19 protein-coding genes and 1 tRNA gene are annotated in these 21,038 nt (G+C 36.2%); 14 read left to right on the top strand and 6 right to left on the bottom strand.

Annotation, left to right across the window (positions count from 1 at the left end; translation table 11 throughout):
• Positions 1 to 64 precede the first annotated feature (64 nt).
• Both CDH49_RS08115 and CDH49_RS08120 read left to right on the top strand, forming a co-directional pair.
• Positions 65 to 1,348: an NAD(P)/FAD-dependent oxidoreductase gene (locus CDH49_RS08115; RefSeq protein WP_100615235.1), complete on the top strand. Its 1,284-nt coding sequence runs from the start codon at positions 65 to 67 to the stop codon at positions 1,346 to 1,348.
• An 86-nt stretch (positions 1,349 to 1,434) separates the two neighbouring features.
• Entirely contained in the window at positions 1,435 to 2,442 is a 1,008-nt protein-coding gene (locus tag CDH49_RS08120; protein ID WP_100615013.1) for an LLM class flavin-dependent oxidoreductase, read from the top strand.
• A 178-nt stretch (positions 2,443 to 2,620) separates the two neighbouring features.
• Here the strand turns inward: CDH49_RS08120 and CDH49_RS08125 are convergent, their stop codons facing one another.
• The 3 genes from CDH49_RS08125 to CDH49_RS08135 are packed head-to-tail and all read right to left on the bottom strand — an operon-like array spanning position 2,621 to position 6,637.
• Positions 2,621 to 5,167, bottom strand: a complete 2,547-nt coding sequence (locus CDH49_RS08125; protein WP_100615236.1) for a TonB-dependent receptor — start codon at positions 5,165 to 5,167, stop codon at positions 2,621 to 2,623.
• Entirely contained in the window at positions 5,157 to 6,068 is a 912-nt protein-coding gene (locus tag CDH49_RS08130) for a FecR family protein (RefSeq protein WP_100615014.1), read from the bottom strand. The genes CDH49_RS08125 and CDH49_RS08130 overlap by 11 nt, the downstream gene beginning before the upstream one ends.
• Positions 6,069 to 6,121: 53 nt before the next feature.
• Positions 6,122 to 6,637: an RNA polymerase sigma factor gene (locus CDH49_RS08135; RefSeq protein ID WP_100615015.1), complete on the bottom strand. Its 516-nt coding sequence runs from the start codon at positions 6,635 to 6,637 to the stop codon at positions 6,122 to 6,124.
• A gap of 301 nt (positions 6,638 to 6,938) precedes the next feature.
• Here CDH49_RS08135 and CDH49_RS08140 point away from each other — a divergent pair, with 301 nt between their 5' ends.
• The 4 genes from CDH49_RS08140 to CDH49_RS08155 all read left to right on the top strand — a co-directional run bounded on the left by CDH49_RS08140 (position 6,939) and on the right by CDH49_RS08155 (position 10,009).
• A complete protein-coding gene (locus CDH49_RS08140; RefSeq protein WP_100615016.1) occupies positions 6,939 to 7,982 on the top strand; it encodes a hypothetical protein in 1,044 nt (347 codons plus the stop codon).
• 99 nt (positions 7,983 to 8,081) lie between these two features.
• On the top strand, positions 8,082 to 8,852 hold the full coding sequence (locus CDH49_RS08145) for a membrane metalloprotease (RefSeq protein ID WP_100615017.1): 771 nt from the start codon (positions 8,082 to 8,084) through the stop codon (positions 8,850 to 8,852).
• A 30-nt stretch (positions 8,853 to 8,882) separates the two neighbouring features.
• Positions 8,883 to 9,461 carry a porin family protein gene (locus tag CDH49_RS08150; RefSeq protein WP_100615018.1) on the top strand — a complete coding sequence of 193 codons (579 nt, stop codon included), beginning with the start codon at positions 8,883 to 8,885 and terminating at the stop codon, positions 9,459 to 9,461.
• Between the two features lie 89 nt (positions 9,462 to 9,550).
• Positions 9,551 to 10,009: a hypothetical protein gene (locus CDH49_RS08155; RefSeq protein WP_100615019.1), complete on the top strand. Its 459-nt coding sequence runs from the start codon at positions 9,551 to 9,553 to the stop codon at positions 10,007 to 10,009.
• 359 nt (positions 10,010 to 10,368) lie between these two features.
• On the opposite strand, the gene CDH49_RS08160 is transcribed toward CDH49_RS08155, so the two are convergent.
• A tRNA-Pro gene (locus CDH49_RS08160) sits at positions 10,369 to 10,446 on the bottom strand.
• A gap of 368 nt (positions 10,447 to 10,814) precedes the next feature.
• On the opposite strand from CDH49_RS08160, the gene CDH49_RS08165 reads away from it, so the two are divergent.
• The 7 genes from CDH49_RS08165 to CDH49_RS08195 all read left to right on the top strand — a co-directional run bounded on the left by CDH49_RS08165 (position 10,815) and on the right by CDH49_RS08195 (position 18,049).
• Entirely contained in the window at positions 10,815 to 13,106 is a 2,292-nt protein-coding gene (locus tag CDH49_RS08165) for a TonB-dependent receptor domain-containing protein (RefSeq protein WP_100615020.1), read from the top strand.
• 132 nt (positions 13,107 to 13,238) lie between these two features.
• A complete protein-coding gene (locus CDH49_RS08170; protein ID WP_100615021.1) occupies positions 13,239 to 14,360 on the top strand; it encodes a PQQ-dependent sugar dehydrogenase in 1,122 nt (373 codons plus the stop codon).
• Positions 14,361 to 14,364: 4 nt separating this feature from the next.
• Positions 14,365 to 14,769, top strand: coding sequence for a c-type cytochrome (locus tag CDH49_RS08175; protein ID WP_100615022.1), 405 nt, complete (start codon positions 14,365 to 14,367; stop codon positions 14,767 to 14,769).
• Positions 14,770 to 14,993: 224 nt separating this feature from the next.
• Positions 14,994 to 15,599, top strand: a complete 606-nt coding sequence (udk, locus tag CDH49_RS08180; protein ID WP_100615023.1) for a uridine kinase — start codon at positions 14,994 to 14,996, stop codon at positions 15,597 to 15,599.
• 1 nt (position 15,600) lies between these two features.
• On the top strand, positions 15,601 to 15,918 hold the full coding sequence (locus tag CDH49_RS08185; protein WP_100615024.1) for an FtsB family cell division protein: 318 nt from the start codon (positions 15,601 to 15,603) through the stop codon (positions 15,916 to 15,918).
• A gap of 99 nt (positions 15,919 to 16,017) precedes the next feature.
• Entirely contained in the window at positions 16,018 to 17,397 is a 1,380-nt protein-coding gene (locus CDH49_RS08190) for a methylmalonyl-CoA mutase subunit beta (RefSeq protein ID WP_100615025.1), read from the top strand.
• Position 17,398: 1 nt separating this feature from the next.
• On the top strand, positions 17,399 to 18,049 hold the full coding sequence (locus CDH49_RS08195) for a hypothetical protein (RefSeq protein WP_157805286.1): 651 nt from the start codon (positions 17,399 to 17,401) through the stop codon (positions 18,047 to 18,049).
• A 100-nt stretch (positions 18,050 to 18,149) separates the two neighbouring features.
• Here CDH49_RS08195 and lipB read toward each other — a convergent pair whose 3' ends face one another.
• Positions 18,150 to 18,848 (bottom strand): lipoyl(octanoyl) transferase LipB, encoded by a 699-nt coding sequence (gene lipB / locus CDH49_RS08200; protein WP_100615027.1) that lies wholly within the window; start codon positions 18,846 to 18,848, stop codon positions 18,150 to 18,152.
• A 117-nt stretch (positions 18,849 to 18,965) separates the two neighbouring features.
• Positions 18,966 to 19,124, bottom strand: coding sequence for a YqaE/Pmp3 family membrane protein (locus CDH49_RS08205; RefSeq protein WP_100612146.1), 159 nt, complete (start codon positions 19,122 to 19,124; stop codon positions 18,966 to 18,968).
• A 210-nt stretch (positions 19,125 to 19,334) separates the two neighbouring features.
• On the opposite strand from CDH49_RS08205, the gene lysS reads away from it, so the two are divergent.
• Positions 19,335 to 21,035, top strand: coding sequence for a lysine--tRNA ligase (gene lysS, locus CDH49_RS08210; protein ID WP_100615028.1), 1,701 nt, complete (start codon positions 19,335 to 19,337; stop codon positions 21,033 to 21,035).
• Positions 21,036 to 21,038 lie beyond the last annotated feature (3 nt).

Genomic DNA, 21,038 nt, shown 5'->3' on the forward strand with positions numbered 1-21,038 from the left:
AACCCACTATTTAAAATACCTCATTTAACTACCTTTGCGTTATATAAAAAACAGCAAGATGGTTATGAAAAACACTAAAAAGCTAGTGGTTGTTGGCGGTGGTTTCGCAGGCTTGGAATTGGTGAAAAGATTGGGTAATTATCCCAATTACCAGATTGTTTTGGTTGACTGTAACAACTATAATTTCTTTCCACCTTTAATTTATCAGGTATCCACAGGTTTTATGGAACCCTCTGCCATTAGTTATCCGTTCCGGAAAATTTTAAGGAAATTAAAAAACGTCCGTTTTAGACTGGGCGCTCTTATAAAAGTAGTTCCGGAAGAGAACAAATTGATATTAAGTAACGGTGAGTTGACATACGATATTTTGGTGATGGCAACTGGTACGGAAACCAACTTTTTTGGCAACAAAAACATTGAGGAAAAAAGTTTACCAATGAAAACGATTAGTGATGCCTTGTCACTACGAAATGTGATTCTTACCCGACTAGACCGTGCCACACGCATCCATGACCTTGAAGAACGGAAAAAATACCTAACCTTTGTTATTGCAGGGGCTGGGCCAACGGGCGTGGAGCTTTCGGGCATATTATCTGAAATGAAAGCGTCCATTATTTTACAAGACTATCCTGAATTAATAGCACAAGACTTGGGAGACATTCATTTGGTTGACGGACAGGCTTCTGTGTTGGCAGCCATGTCTAAAAATGCCCAAGCATACACCTCTAAAAAATTAACCGATTTTGGCGTGACCTTAACCATGAATGCCTTGGTGAAGGATTTTAATGGGGAAACTGTGTATTTATCCAACGGACATGAAATTCCATCGAAAAACCTTATTTGGGCAGCAGGCGTATCGGCAAAAACATTTGACGGATTTTCAAAAGACTGTTTTGGGGCGGGCAGACGCATGAAAACAAATCGGTTCAATCTTGTTCAGTCCTACGATAACATTTATGCTTTGGGCGATTGTGCTTTGATTGTTGGTGATGAAAAGTATCCCAACGGACATCCGCAATTAGCACAACCCGCGTTACAACAGGCTAAAAATTTGGCAGACAACTTACTTAGGAAAGACACCAATTGGAAGCCATTTCAATACACCGATAAAGGAGCGATGGCCATCATAGGAAGAAACAAAGCGGTATTGGATTTTCCAAATCAAAAACAATACTTAAAAGGTTTTAGCGCTTGGTTGATTTGGATTTTTGTACACATCATGAGTCTTGTCAATTTTAAAAATAAGATAAGAACCTTGTACAATTGGTTAGGTTATTACATTTATAAAGACCAATCTTTTAGAATGATTATTAAACCCACTGAAAGGAAGAGTGAACAAAAAAAGTAGCTATTTTTAGTTGCATCACCCATAACTAGAACCTTTTCAGATGCTTTAATACATGTTGCTTTTTAAATGTATAAACACAAAAATTCATGCAAAATAAAAAAATTGCTTATTCTATATTAGACCTTGCCATTGTATCTAAAGGACGCTCGTTGCAAGACACCTTTAACGATTCGCTAGCATTGGCACAAGCTGCCGAGGAAGTGGGCTATACGCGCTATTGGTTGGCAGAACACCATAACTCCGATGCCATTGGTAGCAGTGCGACGTCCATTTTAATCGGTAAGATTGCCGAAGGCACCAAGCACATCCGTGTGGGATCGGGTGGCATCATGTTACCAAACCATTCCCCATTAATCATTGCCGAACAATTTGGCACCATGGGAATCTTATATCCCCATCGCATTGATTTGGGATTGGGACGCGCTCCGGGCACCGATAGAGAAACGGCACAAGCCATTCGCTCCGACTTTTACGAAGCAGCGATGTCCTTTCCAGACAACGTGCAACAGATACAAAACTACTTTTCACTAGACAACCTCAACGAAAAGGTACGCGCCACCGTAGCAGAAGGCGTGGATGTACCGCTGTATATTTTAGGATCAAGCACCGATAGCGCCCATTTGGCAGCGAAAAAAGGCTTGCCTTATGCCTTTGCCAGTCATTTTGCAACGCCCCAATTACTAGCTGCGCTTGATATTTATAGACGTGAATTCCAACCAAGCGACGTCCTTGAAAAGCCCTATACCTTTGCCGGTGTTAACATCATTGTGGCTGATACCGACGAGGAAGCGGAACGTATTTCGACCTCACTTTATAAAATGATTGTAGGCCTATTAACAGGCAAAAGGGATTTTATGCAACCTCCAACGGACATGACCGATGAGCTACGCGCTATGAAACAGCATCCTTCAGTACAACAGATGCTTAAATATACCTTTGTCGGCAATAAAGACACCGTGAACCAACAAGTGAAAGCGTTTATTGAAGCCACACAGATTGATGAGCTCATTGCCGTGACGAATATTTATGATAGCAAGGATCGTATTACATCGTACCGTTTGTTTGCAGAAATTATGCAGGAGTTGAATGCATAACGTCATTGAGAACGCAGTGAAGCAATCTCATGAGGGTGAACTACAATTAAACAGATTGCTTCGTCATACTTCCTCGCAATGACAGTGGTCTCGTCATTGCGAGGCACGAAGCAATCTCATGATGGGGAACTACAATTAAACAGATTGCTTCGTCATACCTCCTCGCAATGACCAACCATTAAAACCTAACCCTTAAACTAATATTAGGCGTTAGGCCAAGCGATTTATTATCTATTTGAATGGTGGATTCAGAATCATTTGGATCAACTTCATAATATCTATTAATGGTGTTTTCCCTATCCAATACATTTAAAACGCCCGCCCGCAAAGAACCTTTAATATCATTTGAGAAGTTAAAATTATAATTTATGGAAGCATCCAATCGCATGAAATCGTCTAAATTATTACTATTTGGTGTGTCATAATTTACAACCGTTTGGCTACCATCTTGTATGGTTTCGTTACCAGTAACAGGTTGTGTAAAAGGTTGTCCGCTACGCCAAATACCACCTACGGACACTTCCAAATTATCAAGCAGATTATAATTAAACGCTAATGACACAGAATGTCTTATATCTATATTATTGGGAAATTTTGATGGTGTAAACGATTCAAACTCATAATCATTAACACTATAGGTATAACTTAACCAAGTGCTGTAAGTGCTTGCCGTTTTATTAACCAAAAATTCCACCCCTTTCGCTTCATAACTCCCCGTCGCATCGATATACTGAAAATTATTATAAAACCCTTGATTGGAAGCCGTAATCCCTTCTACCCTTTTATAAAATGCTTCCACATCTAAAACCAAATTATTCTGGTTGAATTCAAACCCAAACGAGGCTTGTTTGCTTTCCGAAATGGGAATACTCTGTTCATTGGCTAAAATCCATCGTCGGTTTTCAACACCTAAAAAATCATCTTGAAAATCGACTATTTGTGTGGCGGATTGGTTTTTAAATTCCCCTTGTAATTTTAAAGCAAATTCATTAGAAAGCTTTTGTCTTAAATTTAATCTGGGTTCCATTAAAAACTTAGCAAACTTCTGAAAATAATTAGCTCTGACCCCAAACCTAACATACGTTTGGTTGTTATTAAATTCCAGTTCACTAAAAACAGCATGGTTGAGCAAGACATCTTTTTTAGTTCTATCGTAGGACGGTGCAGAAACGGTTGTTTGGTTAAGAATGCCTATTTCACTAAACTGGTAGCCATTTAGGAAATTCAAATGCGTGTTAAGTTTTAACTTCGTATTCATTTTAACACCTGTTTCCAGTACCTCATTCGATTGCGTTAGTTTTTGGTCGGTGTCCACTCTATAGTCAATCGCATCAACATTGTATTTGGAATAAAATGCCATGACATCCGTCGTAAATGTGTCAGTCCAAATGGCATTCCATTGAGTCCCTAAACCCATGTTTTCCTGACTTAAATTACTTGTTTTTGACTCTGATTGATCGTTATTATTGGTGTAATTTTCTTTATAATCCAGATTGTTACTGATACCAATAATGTTGGCGCGAAACTTATGGTTTTCATTCAAATCGAATAACAGTTTTGCTGTGTAATCGTAAAAGAAAAACTCTGACGACCGATTGCTTTCACTAATATTGTCGCTATTGGTGGTTAACTCACTATCTTGAAAACTACGCTCAAAATAATTATCGTAAGTAGGTGATGTAATAAAATCGGTAAACGAGCGTCTTCCAGAAAGGTGCAACGCCAGTTTTTTAGTAATGGGTATTTCCAAAAAAGCATCGGCACTTATTAAATTAACCCCCACACCACCTTGCAATTTATGGGTCAACGCATCTTTAGTAGACATATTAATGGTGCTGGACACGCCGTCACTAAATTCACTGGAAGTACCATTTTTTGTGACGACAACATTGTTCGTTAAATTGGGATTGTATGCTGAAATAAGTCCGAAAAAATGTCCCGAATGGTACATTTTTATGTTATCCCAAAGGATTAAATTTTGGTCGTTTGTACCTCCCCTTACATTAATATTGGCGATACTTTCATTCACACTTTCAACACCCGGAAGTGCTTGTATGGACTGTAATATATCTGGTTCCGTAAGTCCGGGTAAAACACCGAATTTCTCTGTATTTAAAACCGTGCTTCCGTCTATGAGCTTTTGCAGACCAGTGGTTAAAAACTTGGTAATAAGCACTTGATTGAGGGTTTCCTGACTTTCTTCAAGCGCTATGGTGTTACAAATACCCTCTTCATTAAACAAAGATTCCATAGGTACTTGGTCATTTTTAAAGCCTAAATACGATATGGTTATAAATGATTTTAAAGGCACATGCTCTAACTGAAACTTACCTTGATCATCTGAAATAACACCTCTATTGGTATGGCTTATATAAATGGAAGCGCCAAATAAAGGTTCATTGGTTACAGCTGAAATCACCTTACCACAAACAGTCATTGTTTTATCAATCACCGATACCGTAATGTAGCGATTATCTAATGTTTTAAAATTTAGAAGTGTTTTGCTATTTAAGTAACTTAAAGTTTGTTGAAGATTAAAATTGGCGTCTGGTTTTTCAATGGAAATGTTGACCACATCTTCATGGGCATATGAAAATTTTACATCAAATTTAGTTTCAATGGCTATTATTAGTTCTGTTAGCGGTACCTTTTCAGAATTGGTTTGACCGAAACAAAATTGAATAAAACATACAAGTATATAAATGATCCATTTTCTACTTTCCATAGTTATATAACGTAACATTTCTACCTTCTATTTTATAACTCAATTTTAAAGGAATGGTAATGGATTGTAACGCAATATTTTTATCTGAATGTGTAAATGTTCCTGTAAATAATTGTGACCCATCCACAGCTTTATAATCAATTTTCAAGTCGTATTGCCTTTCTAATTCATTAACGACTTGGCTTAACGGAATTTTATCAAAACTTGATTCAGCTTGCAACCACGACGGATTTTCAGCATTAAAATCACCTACAACTTGAATGGTTCCATCCAGCACTCTGAATGATTTTCCTTTGGATAATTTCAGGGTTTTATGGTTATAAGTTACTGCTACCAATCCTTCATAACATTGAACTTCAAAGTAATTGGGGCGTTCTTTTACATTGAATTGGGTTCCTAACACTTGAACCATTCCTATGGGGGTATTTACCGTAAACTTTTGCCCTTTGCTGACTTTAAAAAAGGCCTCTCCGCTTAATTCTAAATCACGCGTATCATTCCAAGTTTTCTTATTGTACTTTAATGTAGATTGGGCATTTAAAATAACTTCGGAAGCATCAGGCAACATGATGGTTTGGGTTTCCGCTATTTGGGTTTCAAAAGATTTTGTATTGTTGAAGAATAAAAAATAAGACGATGCTAGCATCACCACAAAAACAGCAGCCACACGTATAAACGTTTTAAAGTTTAATGGAATGACTTTGGTTTCTTTTTTAGAACGTTTTCTTTCCTTAAAAGCAGCCAAAGCCTGCTGCGCATCCATTTTTGGTGCTTGCATTTGTGAGACATAAAAAGCTATTTTCTCTAGAGTTTCAAGGTTTTCAGATTGTTTTAAATCTTTAACTTCGTCTTCAGAAAGCTCATTATTTAACCACTTTAATATGTTATGTTCATTTTTCATTGTATGATCCTTCAAGTCTTAGACAACTAACTTTAAATTTACCCTACCTACTGCTAAATATTTTCTATGTGCTCCCTTAATATTTTTAAAGCACCCGTCATTCTTTTTTCGACTGCCTTTTGTGAAACGCCCAATAATTCGGCTATTTCCCTGTATTTCATTCCGTCAATTCTGTTCAATAAAAATACCTCGCGTTGCGCATCCGTTAATAATGAGATGGCGTTTTGAAGTTTCTTTTTAAACTCTTCTTCTTCCAATAAATATTCTGGGCTTTCGTTTGTTTTGTCAATATAAGGAGCCGCTTTAGCATATTCTAAAACCACTTTATTGTGTTTAACGCTGTTTAAAAACAAATTATTAACCGTAGTAAACAAATAGGTTTTTGCTTTTGTAAAATCTATTTTGGAGCAATTTTCCCAAATTTTAGAAAATGCGTCCTGAACTAAATCCAGCGCATGATCCTTATCGCCACATTTGTAGAAAGCAAAATTACTGGCATGTTGTACATGCTCTAAATAAAAATGATTGAAATAATTTTCTTCGCAAAGTTTGGGGTTGTTAATGTCCATTTAAATATGTTATCAGAGGCTGAAAATTAAAAAACATTTATAAAAGTAGGGTAAATATATACATAGTTGTCTTAATGCGAAAATGAAAACAAATTATTTGAAATCTGACAATATTATTAAATTCATAGAAACTCTATTAAAAATTGTACTAGTAACATCTATTTTAGCCTCCATCTACTTAACCATAAAACTAATTTTAATATCCTGGTAGGGTAAATTTAAACCTGGTTGTCTTAATTACAGAAAGCGAAAAAATCGCTATGAAAAAGAAAAAAAATTAATAACCCAAAAAACTATTATCATGAAAAATTTAAAATCTATTACAGCAATTTTATTAGTCACATTTTTGGCATTCACATCCTGTCAAGACGAATTGGATAGTGAGAACGGACAAAACCCTAACACGAATGCGGCAAACTCCCAAACAGCCAGCAACCTTAAACGTTCTAGTATGTATGATGGAAGCTTTGATGATTTTTTAGATGGTACATCGTGTTCATCTATATTACTTCCTGTGGTCGCTAATGTAAATGGTATCGAAGTAACTTTACTAACACAATCTGATTATCAATTGGTTTTAAACATTTTAGGTCAAATCACTAATGATAATGATATCATTACATTACAATTCCCTTTAACAGTTAAAACAAGTAATTACACGGAGGTGGTTGTTACGAATCAAGCAGAATACGATGCCCTAATTGATGCTTGTGAAACCCTTGAAAATGAAGGTAAAAATGCGATTTCTTGTATCGATATTGATTTCCCTATCACTATTTTAACCTATAGCTTAACGCTGGAGCAAACTGGTAGCGTTGTTATTGAATCTGAGCAAGAATTATACACTTACATGAACAACTTTGGAAATAATGAACTGTTCGCTATTAAGTACCCCATTGCTGCAACCTTAAATAATGATACCGTTATATCCATAACAAGCGATTTAGATTTACAAGCAAGTATTAGTGATTGTCTAGATATTGAAGACGCTGAAGATACTGCTGAAGCTGAAGCAAAAAATCTAGAAACCATTATCGTTGATGGATCATTTAAAGTACAATCTTTTATAACTGCCGGTGTAAATAAAACCACAGATTATGCAAACTATACTATAGATTTTGCAAACGACTTAACATGTAAAGCAGTAAATGCAACTATTAGTACCGTTGAGGGCACTTATGAAGTAACATCAGAAACAGACGTGTTTTTAGACGTAACTTTTTCTGGAAATGCAGCATTTAGTTTACTTAACCATACTTGGGAAGTAACAAGCTTTAATAATACATCCATCTCTTTAAAAAGCACAACCAATGCTGCCATAACACTGGTTTTGACCCAAATTTAGTATTTATTTAATTTCAGGTAGGTTGGTTTGGTTGCCAACTTGTTTTGGTGAGGCGGCTGTTGGGAAACCAGCAGCTGCTTATTTTAAAATAATAATGACATGAAAAAAATATTAAAAATAGTATGCATCGTATTTGTTTTGGCAGCCTGCTCAAAAGATGACGATTTAAGACCGGTTGATGAAACCATTAATAAATCCGAAAACCAAAAAGCAACCGGAAGTTCCTCGAACGATTTGCTCTCTGATCACACCTTTAAAAGTTTGGTTATTGAATTGGTTTATGTTGAAGGTTTAAAACCATCTCAAAGCAGCATTGATAATTTTGTTTCTTTTTTAAACGCCCGAACTTTTAAGCCTAATGGTATTATTGTAGAAACCAGAGCCATTGCCTCCACAGGAAAAGCATCTTATACAAATCAAGACATTATGGCTATTGAAGATGCCAACCGAACTAAATACAATACTACCAATCAAATAGCTGTTTGGGCACTTTTTATTGATGGTGCTTCTGCCAATACCACAAATTCTGGTACTGTTTTAGGAACGGCTTATAGAAATACATCCTTTGTGATTTTTGAAGAAACCATTCAAGATTTAAGCAACAGTGCTTTTGAACCCAGCAGAAGTGTTTTAGAAACCACGGTAATCACGCACGAATTCGGGCATTTACTTGGTCTGACTAATCTAGGTTCCAATATGGTTGAAAATCATGAAGATCCAGAACATGCCAAACATTGCAACGTAGAAAGTTGTTTGATGTATTGGGCCGCAGAAAGCGGTTCGGGATTATCAAATTTAATGGGCTCCAGCACGGCACCGCAACTTGATGCAAAATGCATTGCCGATTTGCAAGCAAACGGCGGAAAATAAAAATCATTTAACTATTAAAAACTTAAGACAATGAAAACGATTTTAAAATTCTTATTCATACTCAGTGCAACGCTAACGATTCAAGCTCAAGCACAACAATCCAATTCAGGTATCAAAGCAGGTTATAATTTAGCCGCGGTAAGTTTTGATGGAGATACTGAAACCGGACAAAGACACGGATTTCATATTGGTTTATATGGCGAATCATTCATATCGGAAAGCACATCTTTACAAATCGAAGTTCTATACTCCCAACAAGGTTACGAATTACGGGATGACAGCGGAACATTCACCCAAAAATTGGATTACATAAATCTACCATTATTGCTAAAATTATATCCCGATGAAAACTTCTTTTTAGAAGTGGGTCCACAAGTAGGATTAGCTATTTCCCATAAGGAAGAATTTGACAGTAGCTTTAATTTGTTTGATACATCTCAAGAATTTGAACCAGATAACTTTGATTGGGGTGTTAATTTAGGAGCTGGTTTTAAAACAGACTCAGGAGTCAGTTTAGGCGTTCGCTATCACTTAGGGTTAGGAAGTGTGTATGATGAAGGCCATCCTAAAAACAGGGTTTGGCAATTTTCTCTAGGATTTGATTTTTAAAATAAAAAATTTAAATAATCTCTAAAAAAAGGTAGGGTAAAACGGATATAAGGTGTCTTAATATTGAAAAACCATTAAAAATTCAAGTTATGAAATCTATAAAAACAATCGTATTTCTTATCGTATTAAGTTTTTCATTTATAACAAATGCCCAGGACAATGACCTCTCAAATGAAGCAACCGTTGATAAAAAATCCTATTATCAAAAAAGAGCTGAGGAAGACGCAAAATTCGAACAACAATTCAGTTCAAAAAACAAAGCCGAAGAAGAAACGTTTTGGAAAGAACAAAAAAACTATGAAAACGATTTAAAGCGAAAAGACAAAAAAGCTTACAAAGCTTATATGAAAGGCAAAAAAGATGCTTATGCTAACCATTATGAGCATTGTAACCATCATTGTCACCATAGTGATTATTACTATCATCATGCCTCTTTTTACTATTATGGATATCAAGGTTACTACTATGACAGATATCCACGACAAAGAACTACTATGAGCACAAATGTTAGAGTTAATACGCCTAGTGTCAGACTAGGATTATTTTAGGACTTCTTTGGTTGGTGAAAAAGCTTCTATTTTAGAAGCTTTTTTTTTGTTTGCTTACTATTGGAATTACGCCCTGCGGTCGTGATCCTGAATAGAGGAGTGTTGCTCAAGATAATCCAACAGCAAATGGGAGTTGCTGTAGATTTTTTTATTTACTCCGTTTCCTTAGGTAAACCTGGAAACTCCGCTGGACTATAAGCATTACTCCCTCTGGTCGTGATCCTGAATAAGGGGTGTTGCTCAAGATAATCCAACAGCAAATGGGATTTGCTGTAGATTTTTTTATTTACTCCGTTTCCTTAGGTAAACCTGGAAACTCCGCAAATAAAAAAATCCAACACGTTTGTGTTGGATTTTCTTGGTCGGGGTGGCAGGATTCGAACCTGCGACCTCCTGCTCCCAAAGCAGGCGCGATAACCGGGCTACGCTACACCCCGAAGAATATTAACCCGTAGTGTAGTTTATCCCGAGCGAAGTCGAGGGGCTACACCCCGAAATGAACGTTAAGAAAATGTCCAAAGGACATTTTTTGTGTATAGCTAGCTCGCGCTTGGCTTTCGACAACCTGTTCAATTCGTCTTATTTTTTAATCCATGAAATTAACTATTTCAAGTTCCAAAAACAAGTGTGCAAATATATGTAATTATTGATGTTTTGCAAGATGTTTTATTTTTATTTCAAAAAATAACTTGCAGGTTCTGTAATAAACCACAATTAACATTCTTTTATAGCAAATGAGTCAAAAAAATTAAATATTTAGTAATAGTTTTATGCCTTTATTTAAAAAACCAAACTAAACACAAAAATGAGATTCGTTTTTAAAACCATTTTAGTATGTATTTTGCTTCCAATGCATACCATGATTGCACAAAACTCCTTCAAAGGAAAAGTAATTGATATTGAAAATGGCACCCCTTTAAACAATGTGAATATTACCAGTTTAACAGACAATCAATCCTATGTCTCCAATAACCAAGGTGAATTTGAAGTGACACAGTCTGGTAATTACCTGTTTAAAAAAACAGGATATAATCAAGTTGAAGTCCATGTTAGCCAAAGCTACAAAATCATTCAGCTTAGCATCAACCCTTCCGAACTTAATGAGGTGGTCATTAATGCCAATCAGCTACCAAAACGATTAAAAACAGCTACATCGACAGTGAATGTTATTTCAACAACCGATATTGAACGCGCTAACAGTACCAACATAGCTCCCACTTTAAGTCGTATTCCAGGTGTTTTAATGCAAACTGGGGCTCTTAACACCAATAGAATTACCATAAGGGGTGTTGGTTCTAGAAACCTGTATGGTACGGCTAAAATTAGAGCGTATTTTAAGGACATTCCATTAACCAATGGTAGTGGCGAAACCAATATTGAAGATTTTGAACTCACTTCTATTGCCAGAATGGAAATTGACAAAGGATCATCTAGTGTTTACGGTGCTGGTTTGGGAGGTACCATACACCTCACTCCTCAAAACGCGTATTTAAATGAAACGACTGCCAATGGCGAATTTATGTTTGGTTCTTTTGGCTTGTTTAAAGAAGTGATTAATGTAAACCACGGGTCTGAAAAAAACAGTTTTAGGGCTATATACAGTAATACGCACACGGATGGTTACAGGGCTAATGGCGAATATGACCGACAAACATTCACATTAAATACCAATCACTTTTTGAGTGAAAAGGATGAACTGACGTTTTTAATGAGTTATGTTGATTTGTTTGCTTACATACCAAGTTCCATAAGTCAAAATGCGTATATAAATAATCCGTCTTCCGCAGCGTTTACTTGGCAACAGGCAAAAGGCTACGAAGATGCACAACGTGGTATTTTTGGTTTATCTTGGAACCACGAATACAACGACCATTTAAAACAAAGCACCAGTGTATTTACATCATTTGGAAGTGGTTATGAACCAAGACCTTTTGATATTTTAGAAGACGACACCTTTGCCATAGGTTTAAGAAGCCGATTGATAGGCAACACCACATTATTCGGTAAAAATTTAGACTGGACCATAGGTGGCGAAGTGTTTAGGGATAATTATAAATATGGCACTTATGTAAATCGTTATCAAGAGTTCCCAGAAGGCACGGGCAGTGTACAAGGAGACCAATTGGTTGATTTTAAAGAGAACCGTTCTTATTTTAATGTGTTTTTAGAAACCAATTATAACCTAACGGAAAAAACAATGCTGACGCTTGGCTTAAATTATAATCAAACTTCATACGATTTAGACGATCGTTTTATGGTTTCTGATGAAGATCCAGACCAATCGGGTTCTTATGAATTTAATGGTATTTTGTCTCCTAAGCTTGGTATTTCACATCTTGTTTCTGAAGATATTGCGGTGTATTCTGATATTAGTCACGGCTTTTCGCCCATTACGCTTTTAGAAACCTTGATGCCTGACGGCCAAATAAACCAAGATTTAAAACCAGAAACAGGTTGGAATTTTGAGGTTGGTACGCGCGGTACAGTCATTAAAAATAAATTGTTTTTTAACTTGGCATTATATAGAATGGATATTAAAAACCTGCTAGTTTCCAGAAGAACAGCTTTAGACCAATATATTGGTATTAATGCAGGTAGAACGCAGCATGATGGCCTTGAATTGGCATTAAACTATAATATCTTAACTAAAGAATCGTTTACGCTTGGCTCTTTTGTGAGTTATTCGCTAAACGATTATACATTCAAGGAATTTGTTGATGATACAGACAATTTTTCAGGTAACGATTTAACAGGCGTGCCTAGCGATGTCTTTAATGCGGGTATCGATTTTAATTCCAAAATAGGGTTTTACGGAAACATTAATTTTCAATATGTGGGTAGTATCCCTATGACTGACAGCAACAGTCTATATTCAGACAATTACAAATTAACAAACTTAAAAGTGGGCTATAGATTAAATATTACCCAAAAATTAAGAACCAATATATTTTATGGCTTGGATAATATTTTTGATGAAAAATACGCATCGCAAGTACTTATCAATGCCCCAGCGTTTGGAACCACGCCTGCAAGATTTTATTATCCGGGCAATCCCGTTAATTATTATGCGGGAATTAATGTAAATTATAATTTTTAAATAATTCTCACTAACTTTAGAACAGTCTTATATACTATGAAATCGCCATTAACAACAAGTTTTTTATAAAAAAACCAATGAATAAGGCGATAACGATAACATTACGACCTTAAAAACAATAAATAAACACATATGAAAAAGCTTATTTTTATTATTCCGTTAATTGCCGTAACGCTTTCTGCGTGCGCACAACAAACAGAATCATCTGTTAAAGCTGAAGATCCTGCAACGCTTACATATACTACAGAAGTCATAGTTTCAGATGTCCCTATTGCATGGGGATTGGAATTTCTACCTGATGGCAGTATGCTTATTACCGAAAAAGCGGGTGCATTGATTCATTTTAAAAATGGTGTAAAAACCAATATTTCTGGCGTTCCCGAAGTATATAATCGTGGGCAAGGCGGTTTATTGGATATCAAACTACATCCAGATTATGCCAATAATGGTTGGATTTATATCTCTTACGCATCCCCTGAAGGTGAAGGCACTGGTGGCAATACCGCCATTATGAGAGCAAAATTAAGTGGCACGTCTTTAACAAATCAGGAAGTTTTATACAAAGCAGGTCCAAATACCACAAGAGGCCAGCATTTTGGCTCTCGCATTGTTTTTGATAACGATGGCTATTTGTATTTCTCTGCTGGCGAACGTGGCGACCATTTTGTGAATCCGCAAGACCTAACAAAAGATAACGGTAAAATTTACAGATTGTTTGATGACGGTAGAATACCAGAGGACAATCCGTTTGTAAATACACCAAATGCGAAAAAAGCCATTTATAGTTATGGCCATAGAAATCCACAAGGCATGATAAAACATCCTGTTACTGGTGAAATATGGACACACGAACATGGTCCACAAGGTGGTGATGAAATTAACATCATTAAAAAAGCTAAAAATTATGGTTGGCCTGTGATATCTTATGGTATTAATTATGACAATACGATTCTTACTGAATTAACCGCAAAAGAAGGCATGGAACAACCTTTATTTTATTGGGTGCCATCTATAGCCCCTTCTGGTTTTGCTATGGTGACATCAGACAAATATCCAGATTGGAAAAACAATCTTTTGGTAGGGTCTTTAAAATTTGGGTACGTGGAGCGTTTGGTGCTTGAAAACAATAAAGTGGTGAAACGCGAAAAACTTTTTGAAGGCATTGGGCGTGTTAGAAATGTGATACAAGCACCAGACGGCTTCATTTACTTAGGCGTAGAAGGAAAAGGCATTGTTAAAGTAATCCCGAATTAATTTAATGAAGTTATACTTAACCATTTGTTTGGGATTACTCTCAATAGCTTGGAACACGATTTATAGTCAGAATAAAGACTTAGATGAAAGCAAGAAACGTGGAAGCGAGATTTATCAAGACTTCTGCATTACGTGCCACATGGGTAACGGGGAAGGTCTCGCGGGGGCGTTTCCGCCTTTGGCGAAATCAGATTTTTTAATGGACCATCGAGCCAAAAGCATTCACGCGATTAAGTATGGGTTGCAAGGAGAAATAACGGTAAACGGAAAGAAATACAATAGCTTGATGGCTAGCCAAGGATTGACTGATGACGAAGTTGCCGATGTAATGAACTACATCACCAACAGCTGGGGGAATAAAAATGATAAGATGGTGACCGTAAAGGAAGTTGCAGATATCAAAAAATAATGAATATACCTTCATTAAGTTGTCATGCTGTCCCGATGGCTATCAAGAGTGTTTCAGCATCCTATATCCATTAATAATCATCATTTTATTAATGAGACCCTGAAACAAGTTCAGGGTAACACTTGTAATATGATTAGTTACAGACAATCATAAAAAATAAATCCCTCTAACATTTAAACTCACTTCCCGTTTAACTAACTTTGTGTGGTTCGTAAAACGTTTTTATGCTTATTATTGGTATTGCAGGTGGCACAGGTTGCGGAAAGACAACTGTTGTTAATAAGATTTTAAATGAACTTCCCGAAGGGGAAGTGGGCATTATTTCACAAGATTCCTATTATAAAGACACAACGCATTTAAGTTATGAAGAGCGTATTACTATTAATTTTGACCATCCAAGGTCCATTGATTTTGAATTGCTTGAAAATCACTTAAAGGAATTAAAAAAAGGCAACCCCATACACCAACCTGTATATTCGTTCGTTACACATAATAGAACCGGTGATACCACAGTAACACATCCTAGAAAAGTGATGATTGTGGAAGGTATTTTAATTCTAACAAATCCAGAATTAAGAAAGATGTTCGACATTAAAATTTTTGTCCATGCTGATACCGATGAACGATTGATACGCCGATTAAAACGTGATATTTCTGAACGAGGACGGGATTTGGATGAAGTATTAACCAGGTACCAAAACACCTTAAAACCTATGCACGAGCAATTTATTGAACCAACTAAAGAATATGCAGACATTATTATTCCAAACAATAGACATAACACGGTTGCTATAGATATCGTTCGCTCCATAATACATCAAAAATTATAAAATGACCTTCAACAAAAAAACATTGTTAAAACCTTTTAAGAACATATTTATTCTTATTCTGTTTGTGTTCTTTATTTGGATGCTGTTTTTCGATGCCAATTCTTGGTTAATCCACAGAGAATTAAATCATGAGATTGATGATTTAGAATCCCAAAAAGAGTATTATCAAAAAGAAATTGAAAAAGATAATAAGGCCCTAAAAAAACTAAACAACGAAGAAGGATTGGAAAAATTTGCACGTGAGGAATATTATATGAAACGTGACAATGAGGAGATTTTTATTATTGAGTATGAGGATAGTTTGGAGGTTGATGAGTAGTGTGTACTGGGTATTGGGCACTAGGTTCTGGGTTTTGGGTTTTGGGTTTTGGGTATTGAATGATGAATAATTATTGATAATAAGTAATAGCAATAGATAATGAATAATGAGTTGTTATTTAATGAATTTACGCCTGTTACTTCCAAACAATGGAAACAAAAAATACAATTCGATCTTGCTGGAGCCGATTACAACAACACCCTGATTTGGAAAACCAATGAGGATATTTCGGTAAAACCTTTTTATCATGGGGAGGACTTAACGGAACTTCCTCAGACATCAAACACCAAAGCAACCCAATGGCGTATATGCGAAACCATTTATGTGGTAGATGTTAACAAATCCAACCAAAAAGCCTTAAAAGCCATAAAAAAAGGGGCTGATAGCATTAAATTCATTGTTCCAAATCCATCTGTGTCCGTTGAAGCCTTATTAAAAAATATAGATACTGCCGCTACGCCTATTCATTTAGAACTTCAGTTTCTTTCAGAAGATTTTATTGTCATTCCTGCGAATCCTGATAACTATTGGGAAGGAATCCACATCCACACAGACATTATAGGCCATTTGGCAAGAAACGGCAACTGGTTCTCGACTTTAAATACCGATTTTTCCCAGGTTGAAAACATTGTTAAATCCACAAACACGTTTAGTGTTGATGCCACTCTTTATCAAAATGCAGGCGCTAATATGGTGCAACAATTAGCCTATGCATTAGCACATGCTAACGAGTATTTAAATCGCTTGGATAGCGTCATTGCGAGCGAAGCGAAGCAATCTGCCACATGTATATTCAACCTCTCAGTCGGAAGCAACCACTTTTTCGAAATCGCAAAACTAAGGGCCTTACGCATCCTCTGGAAAACCTTGGCTTCTGAATACAATTTCAACCAAGATTGCCACATCTATACAACACCCACAAAACGCAACAAAACATTATACGATTATAACACCAACATGCTTCGCACCACAACCGAATGTATGAGTGCCATTTTAGGAGGCAGTGATACGATTTGTAATCTGTCGTATGATGCGATCTATCATAAAGTAAATGCCTTTGGAACTCGTATGGCACGTAACCAATTATTGATATTAAAGCACGAGAGTTATTTTGATAAGGTCAATAATCCTGCCGACGGTGCCTATTATATTGAAACGATTACCAATCAATTAGCGGAAAAAGCTTTGGAATTATTTAAAAACATAGAAGCTAATGGTGGTTTTTTAAAACAACTTAAAGAAGGTACCATTCAACGAAAAATAAAAGAGAGTGCCGAAAAAGAACAACAACAGTTTAATGCAGGCAACCTTATTTTAACAGGCACCAATAAGCATGTAAATCCAAGTGATAAAATGAAGGATGCCTTGGAGCTCTACCCGTTTGTAAAAACAAATCAACGAAAAACCCTGATAGAACCCATTATAGAAAAACGATTATCAGAAACTTTAGAACAACAACGATTAAAAAATGAAGCCTAAAATGAATTCAAAATTTAACCTTATTGTACTAGCACTAGTAGTAACATTATTCAGCTGTAAAAAAGAGACTCCCGTCGTGTCATTATCAGATTATAAATATGCTGATAAAGGCCTTGTATTAAACTGTGATGGCATGGATTCAAAACTCATCAATGAAGCTCTTTTTGCTTTTGAAGATGACATTAGTAGCTTTTATGGAAAAACGTCCCCTAACTCCAGTTTACAACTAGCATATGCACAATTCATGCGGGATGCTTTAAGTGATAGAGCTATTTTTTCAGAAATTGCAACGCCTCACACGGTTGAAGTATTTAATGTTTTGAAGACCAAAAATGACTTATGGAATATGAATAATAATGCCAGTCATTTAGACTATGATAGCGCTTTTTTTAACTGTATCGCAAACAATATTCAAGACAAAAATTTAAACACAACACTTCATGCGCTTATAGAGACGAACAGTATGAGCCCTAAATTATTTGGCGCTCCGTTATCAAGTAGATATATAACAGTCTTAAATGACAAATATCTAGCGGCCTATTTTGCGTTCGATTTGTTTTATGCTAAATTGTTTGATGTGGATTTAACTCAAGTTAAAGAAAGAGAACCACAGAAAGTAGATTTTAATTTAATACCTACTATAACCCCTTAATTATTATGATCTAAGCTATTGTATTAGATAAAATGACAAACATAGCAGATGAGTATTTGGAACCACATTCTCAGTGACAGAAACTTCGAAACGTTAAACATCACTTAAAATTCGCCTCAAAAAGTTCAGCAAAATACTTGATGAGTTTTTCTTTTACTTCTGCTTCATCCACTTTTTCCACGCCTAATTCTACATGAAGCGACGTCACTGCTTTTCCGCGAATACCACAAGGAATGATATTATCAAAATAACCCAAATTGGCATTTACATTGAGAGCAAAACCGTGCATGGTGACCCAACGGCTGGCACGAACGCCCAAGGCACAAATTTTACGGGCAAAAGGCGTGCCTACATCTAGCCAAACACCTGTTTCACCTTCGCTACGCTCGGCTTTTAAACCATAATCAGCAAGGGTCAGGATAATGATTTCCTCCAAAAAACGAAGGTATTTATGAATGTCCGTAAAGAAATTATCTAAATCTAAAATAGGATAACCCACTATTTGTCCAGGACCATGATAGGTAATATCACCACCTCTATTTATTTTATAAAACGTGGCGCCTTTTTCGGCAAGCTGTTGCTCGTTTAAAAGCAGGTTAGACATATCGCCACTTTTACCAAGCGTATACACGTGAGGATGCTCTACAAATAAGAAATAATTATTGGTTTCAGTTTGGGTGTCTTCTCGCCTATTCTTGATTTTGACATCCACAATGTCTTTAAACAACCGCTCTTGGTAATCCCAAGCTTGTTTATAGTCTTTTAAGCCTAAATCTTGCAGTGTTATGGTCTTATTCATAGATTGCAAAATTACGACTTTTTTGGGCTTGAAACGATATGTCAGTTCGAGTGTTTTTCTGAAATGGAATGGAAGAAAAATGTATCGAGAACATTACTATTTAAATAATATTTTGAACTAATTCTTGGGATTATTAAGAATAACCAAAGCGGCAATAACCCCAGGTACCCAGCCACAAAGCCAAAGCAAAAAAACAATTAATATGGAGCCACACCCTTTACCTATAACGGCTAAGGGCGGACAAAATATACATAATAACACTCTCCAAATACTCATGATTGTTTATAATTGATTGATGATACATATTGGACTTAAAAGTATATATTTTGTTACACTTAATTTTTGGTTTATATGAAATACCAAAGTGACATCCCGATAGTTATCGGGAAGGGAAACACCAAAAAAATCGTAATTCCTAATTCGTAATTCGCAAATCAAATGTTTATCTTTGTGCCTTCAAAAAAAATCACACTCAGAAATTAGAATATGTCGCAATTATCAGAACACGAACTTGTACGAAGAGAGAAATTAACAAAATTACGCGAAATGGGTATTAATCCGTATCCTGCCGATTTATTTCCGGTATCTCATAATTCAAAGCAAATTAAGGACGATTTCAAGGAAGATGCTAAGGTTGTGATTGCTGGGAGATTAATGTCCCGTCGTATTCAAGGGAATGCTAGTTTTGCTGAATTACAAGATGGCGAAGGCAGGATACAAGTGTATTTTAATAGGGACGAAATTTGTGAAGGTGAGGACAAAACCAAATATAATGAGGTCTATAAAAAGCTTTTGGATATAGGTGATTTTGTGGGTGTAGAAGGTGTATTATTTATCACCAAAGTAGGCGAAAAAACGGTTAAGGTAAAAGACTTTACCTTACTTAGTAAATCGTTAAAACCATTACCATTACCAAGAACCGATGCAGAAGGCAATGTACATGATGCGTTTACAGACCCTGAGCAACGTTACAGACAGCGTTATGCCGATTTAGTGGTAAACCCACATGTAAAAGAAGTATTTGTAAAACGCACCAAACTCTTTAATGCCATGCGTGGTTTTTTTAACGATGCTGGATATTTTGAGGTTGAAACACCTGTGTTGCAACCCATTCCTGGTGGTGCTGCGGCGCGTCCGTTTATGACGCACCATAATGCCTTGGATATTCCATTATACATGCGGATTGCTAACGAATTGTATTTAAAACGATTGATTGTTGGCGGTTTTGAAGGCGTCTATGAGTTTTCTAAAAACTTTAGAAACGAGGGCATGGACAGAACGCATAATCCGGAGTTTACGGCTATGGAAATTTATGTGGCCTATAAAGATTACAATTGGATGATGGATTTTTGTGAACGTTTACTGGAGCACTGTGCCATCGCTGTAAATGGAACCACTAAGGCGACGTTTGGCAACTATGATATTGATTTTAAAGCACCTTATGCCAGAGTAACCATGGCAGATTCCATAAAACAATTCACAGGATTTGATATTACGGGAAAAACGGAAGATGAGATTAGACTTGCCGCTAAAAGTATGGGCATTGCCGTAGATGAAACCATGGGAAAAGGCAAACTGATTGACGAAATTTTTGGCGAAAAATGCGAAGGCAACTATATACAGCCTACATTTATAACCGATTACCCAAAGGAAATGAGTCCGTTATGCAAAGAGCATCGCGAAAATCCTGAACTAACAGAGCGATTTGAGTTAATGGTTTGTGGTAAGGAAATAGCGAATGCCTATTCTGAACTAAATGACCCTATAGACCAACGCGAACGTTTTGAGCATCAAATGGAATTAGCCAAAAAAGGTGATGACGAAGCCACTGGTGTTATTGATTACGACTTTTTACGCGCCTTAGAATATGGTATGCCGCCAACATCGGGCATGGGCATTGGTATGGACAGATTGATTATGTTTTTAACCAATAACCAATCCATACAGGAAGTATTGTTCTTTCCGCAAATGCGTCCAGAAAAAAAAGCTGTTGCCCTTAGCGATGAAGCAAAGGCAGTTTTCGAATTATTAAAAAAGGCGGAAAAATTGGAACTTAACGATTTAAAAATTCAATCTGGTTTGTCCAATAAAAAATGGGATGTATCAATTAAAGAACTTACCAAAAATAATTTAGCAAAAGTCGACAAAGCAACAGATGGAAGTCTTTTTGTGACAATTATTGTTTAATAT

This window comes from Confluentibacter citreus, from assembly GCF_002807055.1.
Lineage (GTDB): Bacteria > Bacteroidota > Bacteroidia > Flavobacteriales > Flavobacteriaceae > Confluentibacter > Confluentibacter citreus.

What these genes read in the sequence shown, in the direction of transcription:
- CDH49_RS08115 (WP_100615235.1), top strand. Translation starts at nt 65, where the DNA reads ATGAAAAACACTAAAAAGCTAGTGGTTGTTGGCGGTGGTTTCGCAGGC.
- CDH49_RS08120 (WP_100615013.1), top strand. Translation starts at nt 1,435, where the DNA reads ATGCAAAATAAAAAAATTGCTTATTCTATATTAGACCTTGCCATTGTA.
- CDH49_RS08125 (WP_100615236.1), bottom strand. Translation starts at nt 5,167, where the DNA reads ATGGAAAGTAGAAAATGGATCATTTATATACTTGTATGTTTTATTCAA.
- CDH49_RS08130 (WP_100615014.1), bottom strand. Translation starts at nt 6,068, where the DNA reads ATGAAAAATGAACATAACATATTAAAGTGGTTAAATAATGAGCTTTCT.
- CDH49_RS08135 (WP_100615015.1), bottom strand. Translation starts at nt 6,637, where the DNA reads ATGGACATTAACAACCCCAAACTTTGCGAAGAAAATTATTTCAATCAT.
- CDH49_RS08140 (WP_100615016.1), top strand. Translation starts at nt 6,939, where the DNA reads ATGAAAAATTTAAAATCTATTACAGCAATTTTATTAGTCACATTTTTG.
- CDH49_RS08145 (WP_100615017.1), top strand. Translation starts at nt 8,082, where the DNA reads ATGAAAAAAATATTAAAAATAGTATGCATCGTATTTGTTTTGGCAGCC.
- CDH49_RS08150 (WP_100615018.1), top strand. Translation starts at nt 8,883, where the DNA reads ATGAAAACGATTTTAAAATTCTTATTCATACTCAGTGCAACGCTAACG.
- CDH49_RS08155 (WP_100615019.1), top strand. Translation starts at nt 9,551, where the DNA reads ATGAAATCTATAAAAACAATCGTATTTCTTATCGTATTAAGTTTTTCA.
- CDH49_RS08165 (WP_100615020.1), top strand. Translation starts at nt 10,815, where the DNA reads ATGAGATTCGTTTTTAAAACCATTTTAGTATGTATTTTGCTTCCAATG.
- CDH49_RS08170 (WP_100615021.1), top strand. Translation starts at nt 13,239, where the DNA reads ATGAAAAAGCTTATTTTTATTATTCCGTTAATTGCCGTAACGCTTTCT.
- CDH49_RS08175 (WP_100615022.1), top strand. Translation starts at nt 14,365, where the DNA reads ATGAAGTTATACTTAACCATTTGTTTGGGATTACTCTCAATAGCTTGG.
- udk (WP_100615023.1), top strand. Translation starts at nt 14,994, where the DNA reads ATGCTTATTATTGGTATTGCAGGTGGCACAGGTTGCGGAAAGACAACT.
- CDH49_RS08185 (WP_100615024.1), top strand. Translation starts at nt 15,601, where the DNA reads ATGACCTTCAACAAAAAAACATTGTTAAAACCTTTTAAGAACATATTT.
- CDH49_RS08190 (WP_100615025.1), top strand. Translation starts at nt 16,018, where the DNA reads ATGAATAATGAGTTGTTATTTAATGAATTTACGCCTGTTACTTCCAAA.
- CDH49_RS08195 (WP_157805286.1), top strand. Translation starts at nt 17,399, where the DNA reads ATGAATTCAAAATTTAACCTTATTGTACTAGCACTAGTAGTAACATTA.
- lipB (WP_100615027.1), bottom strand. Translation starts at nt 18,848, where the DNA reads ATGAATAAGACCATAACACTGCAAGATTTAGGCTTAAAAGACTATAAA.
- CDH49_RS08205 (WP_100612146.1), bottom strand. Translation starts at nt 19,124, where the DNA reads ATGAGTATTTGGAGAGTGTTATTATGTATATTTTGTCCGCCCTTAGCC.
- lysS (WP_100615028.1), top strand. Translation starts at nt 19,335, where the DNA reads ATGTCGCAATTATCAGAACACGAACTTGTACGAAGAGAGAAATTAACA.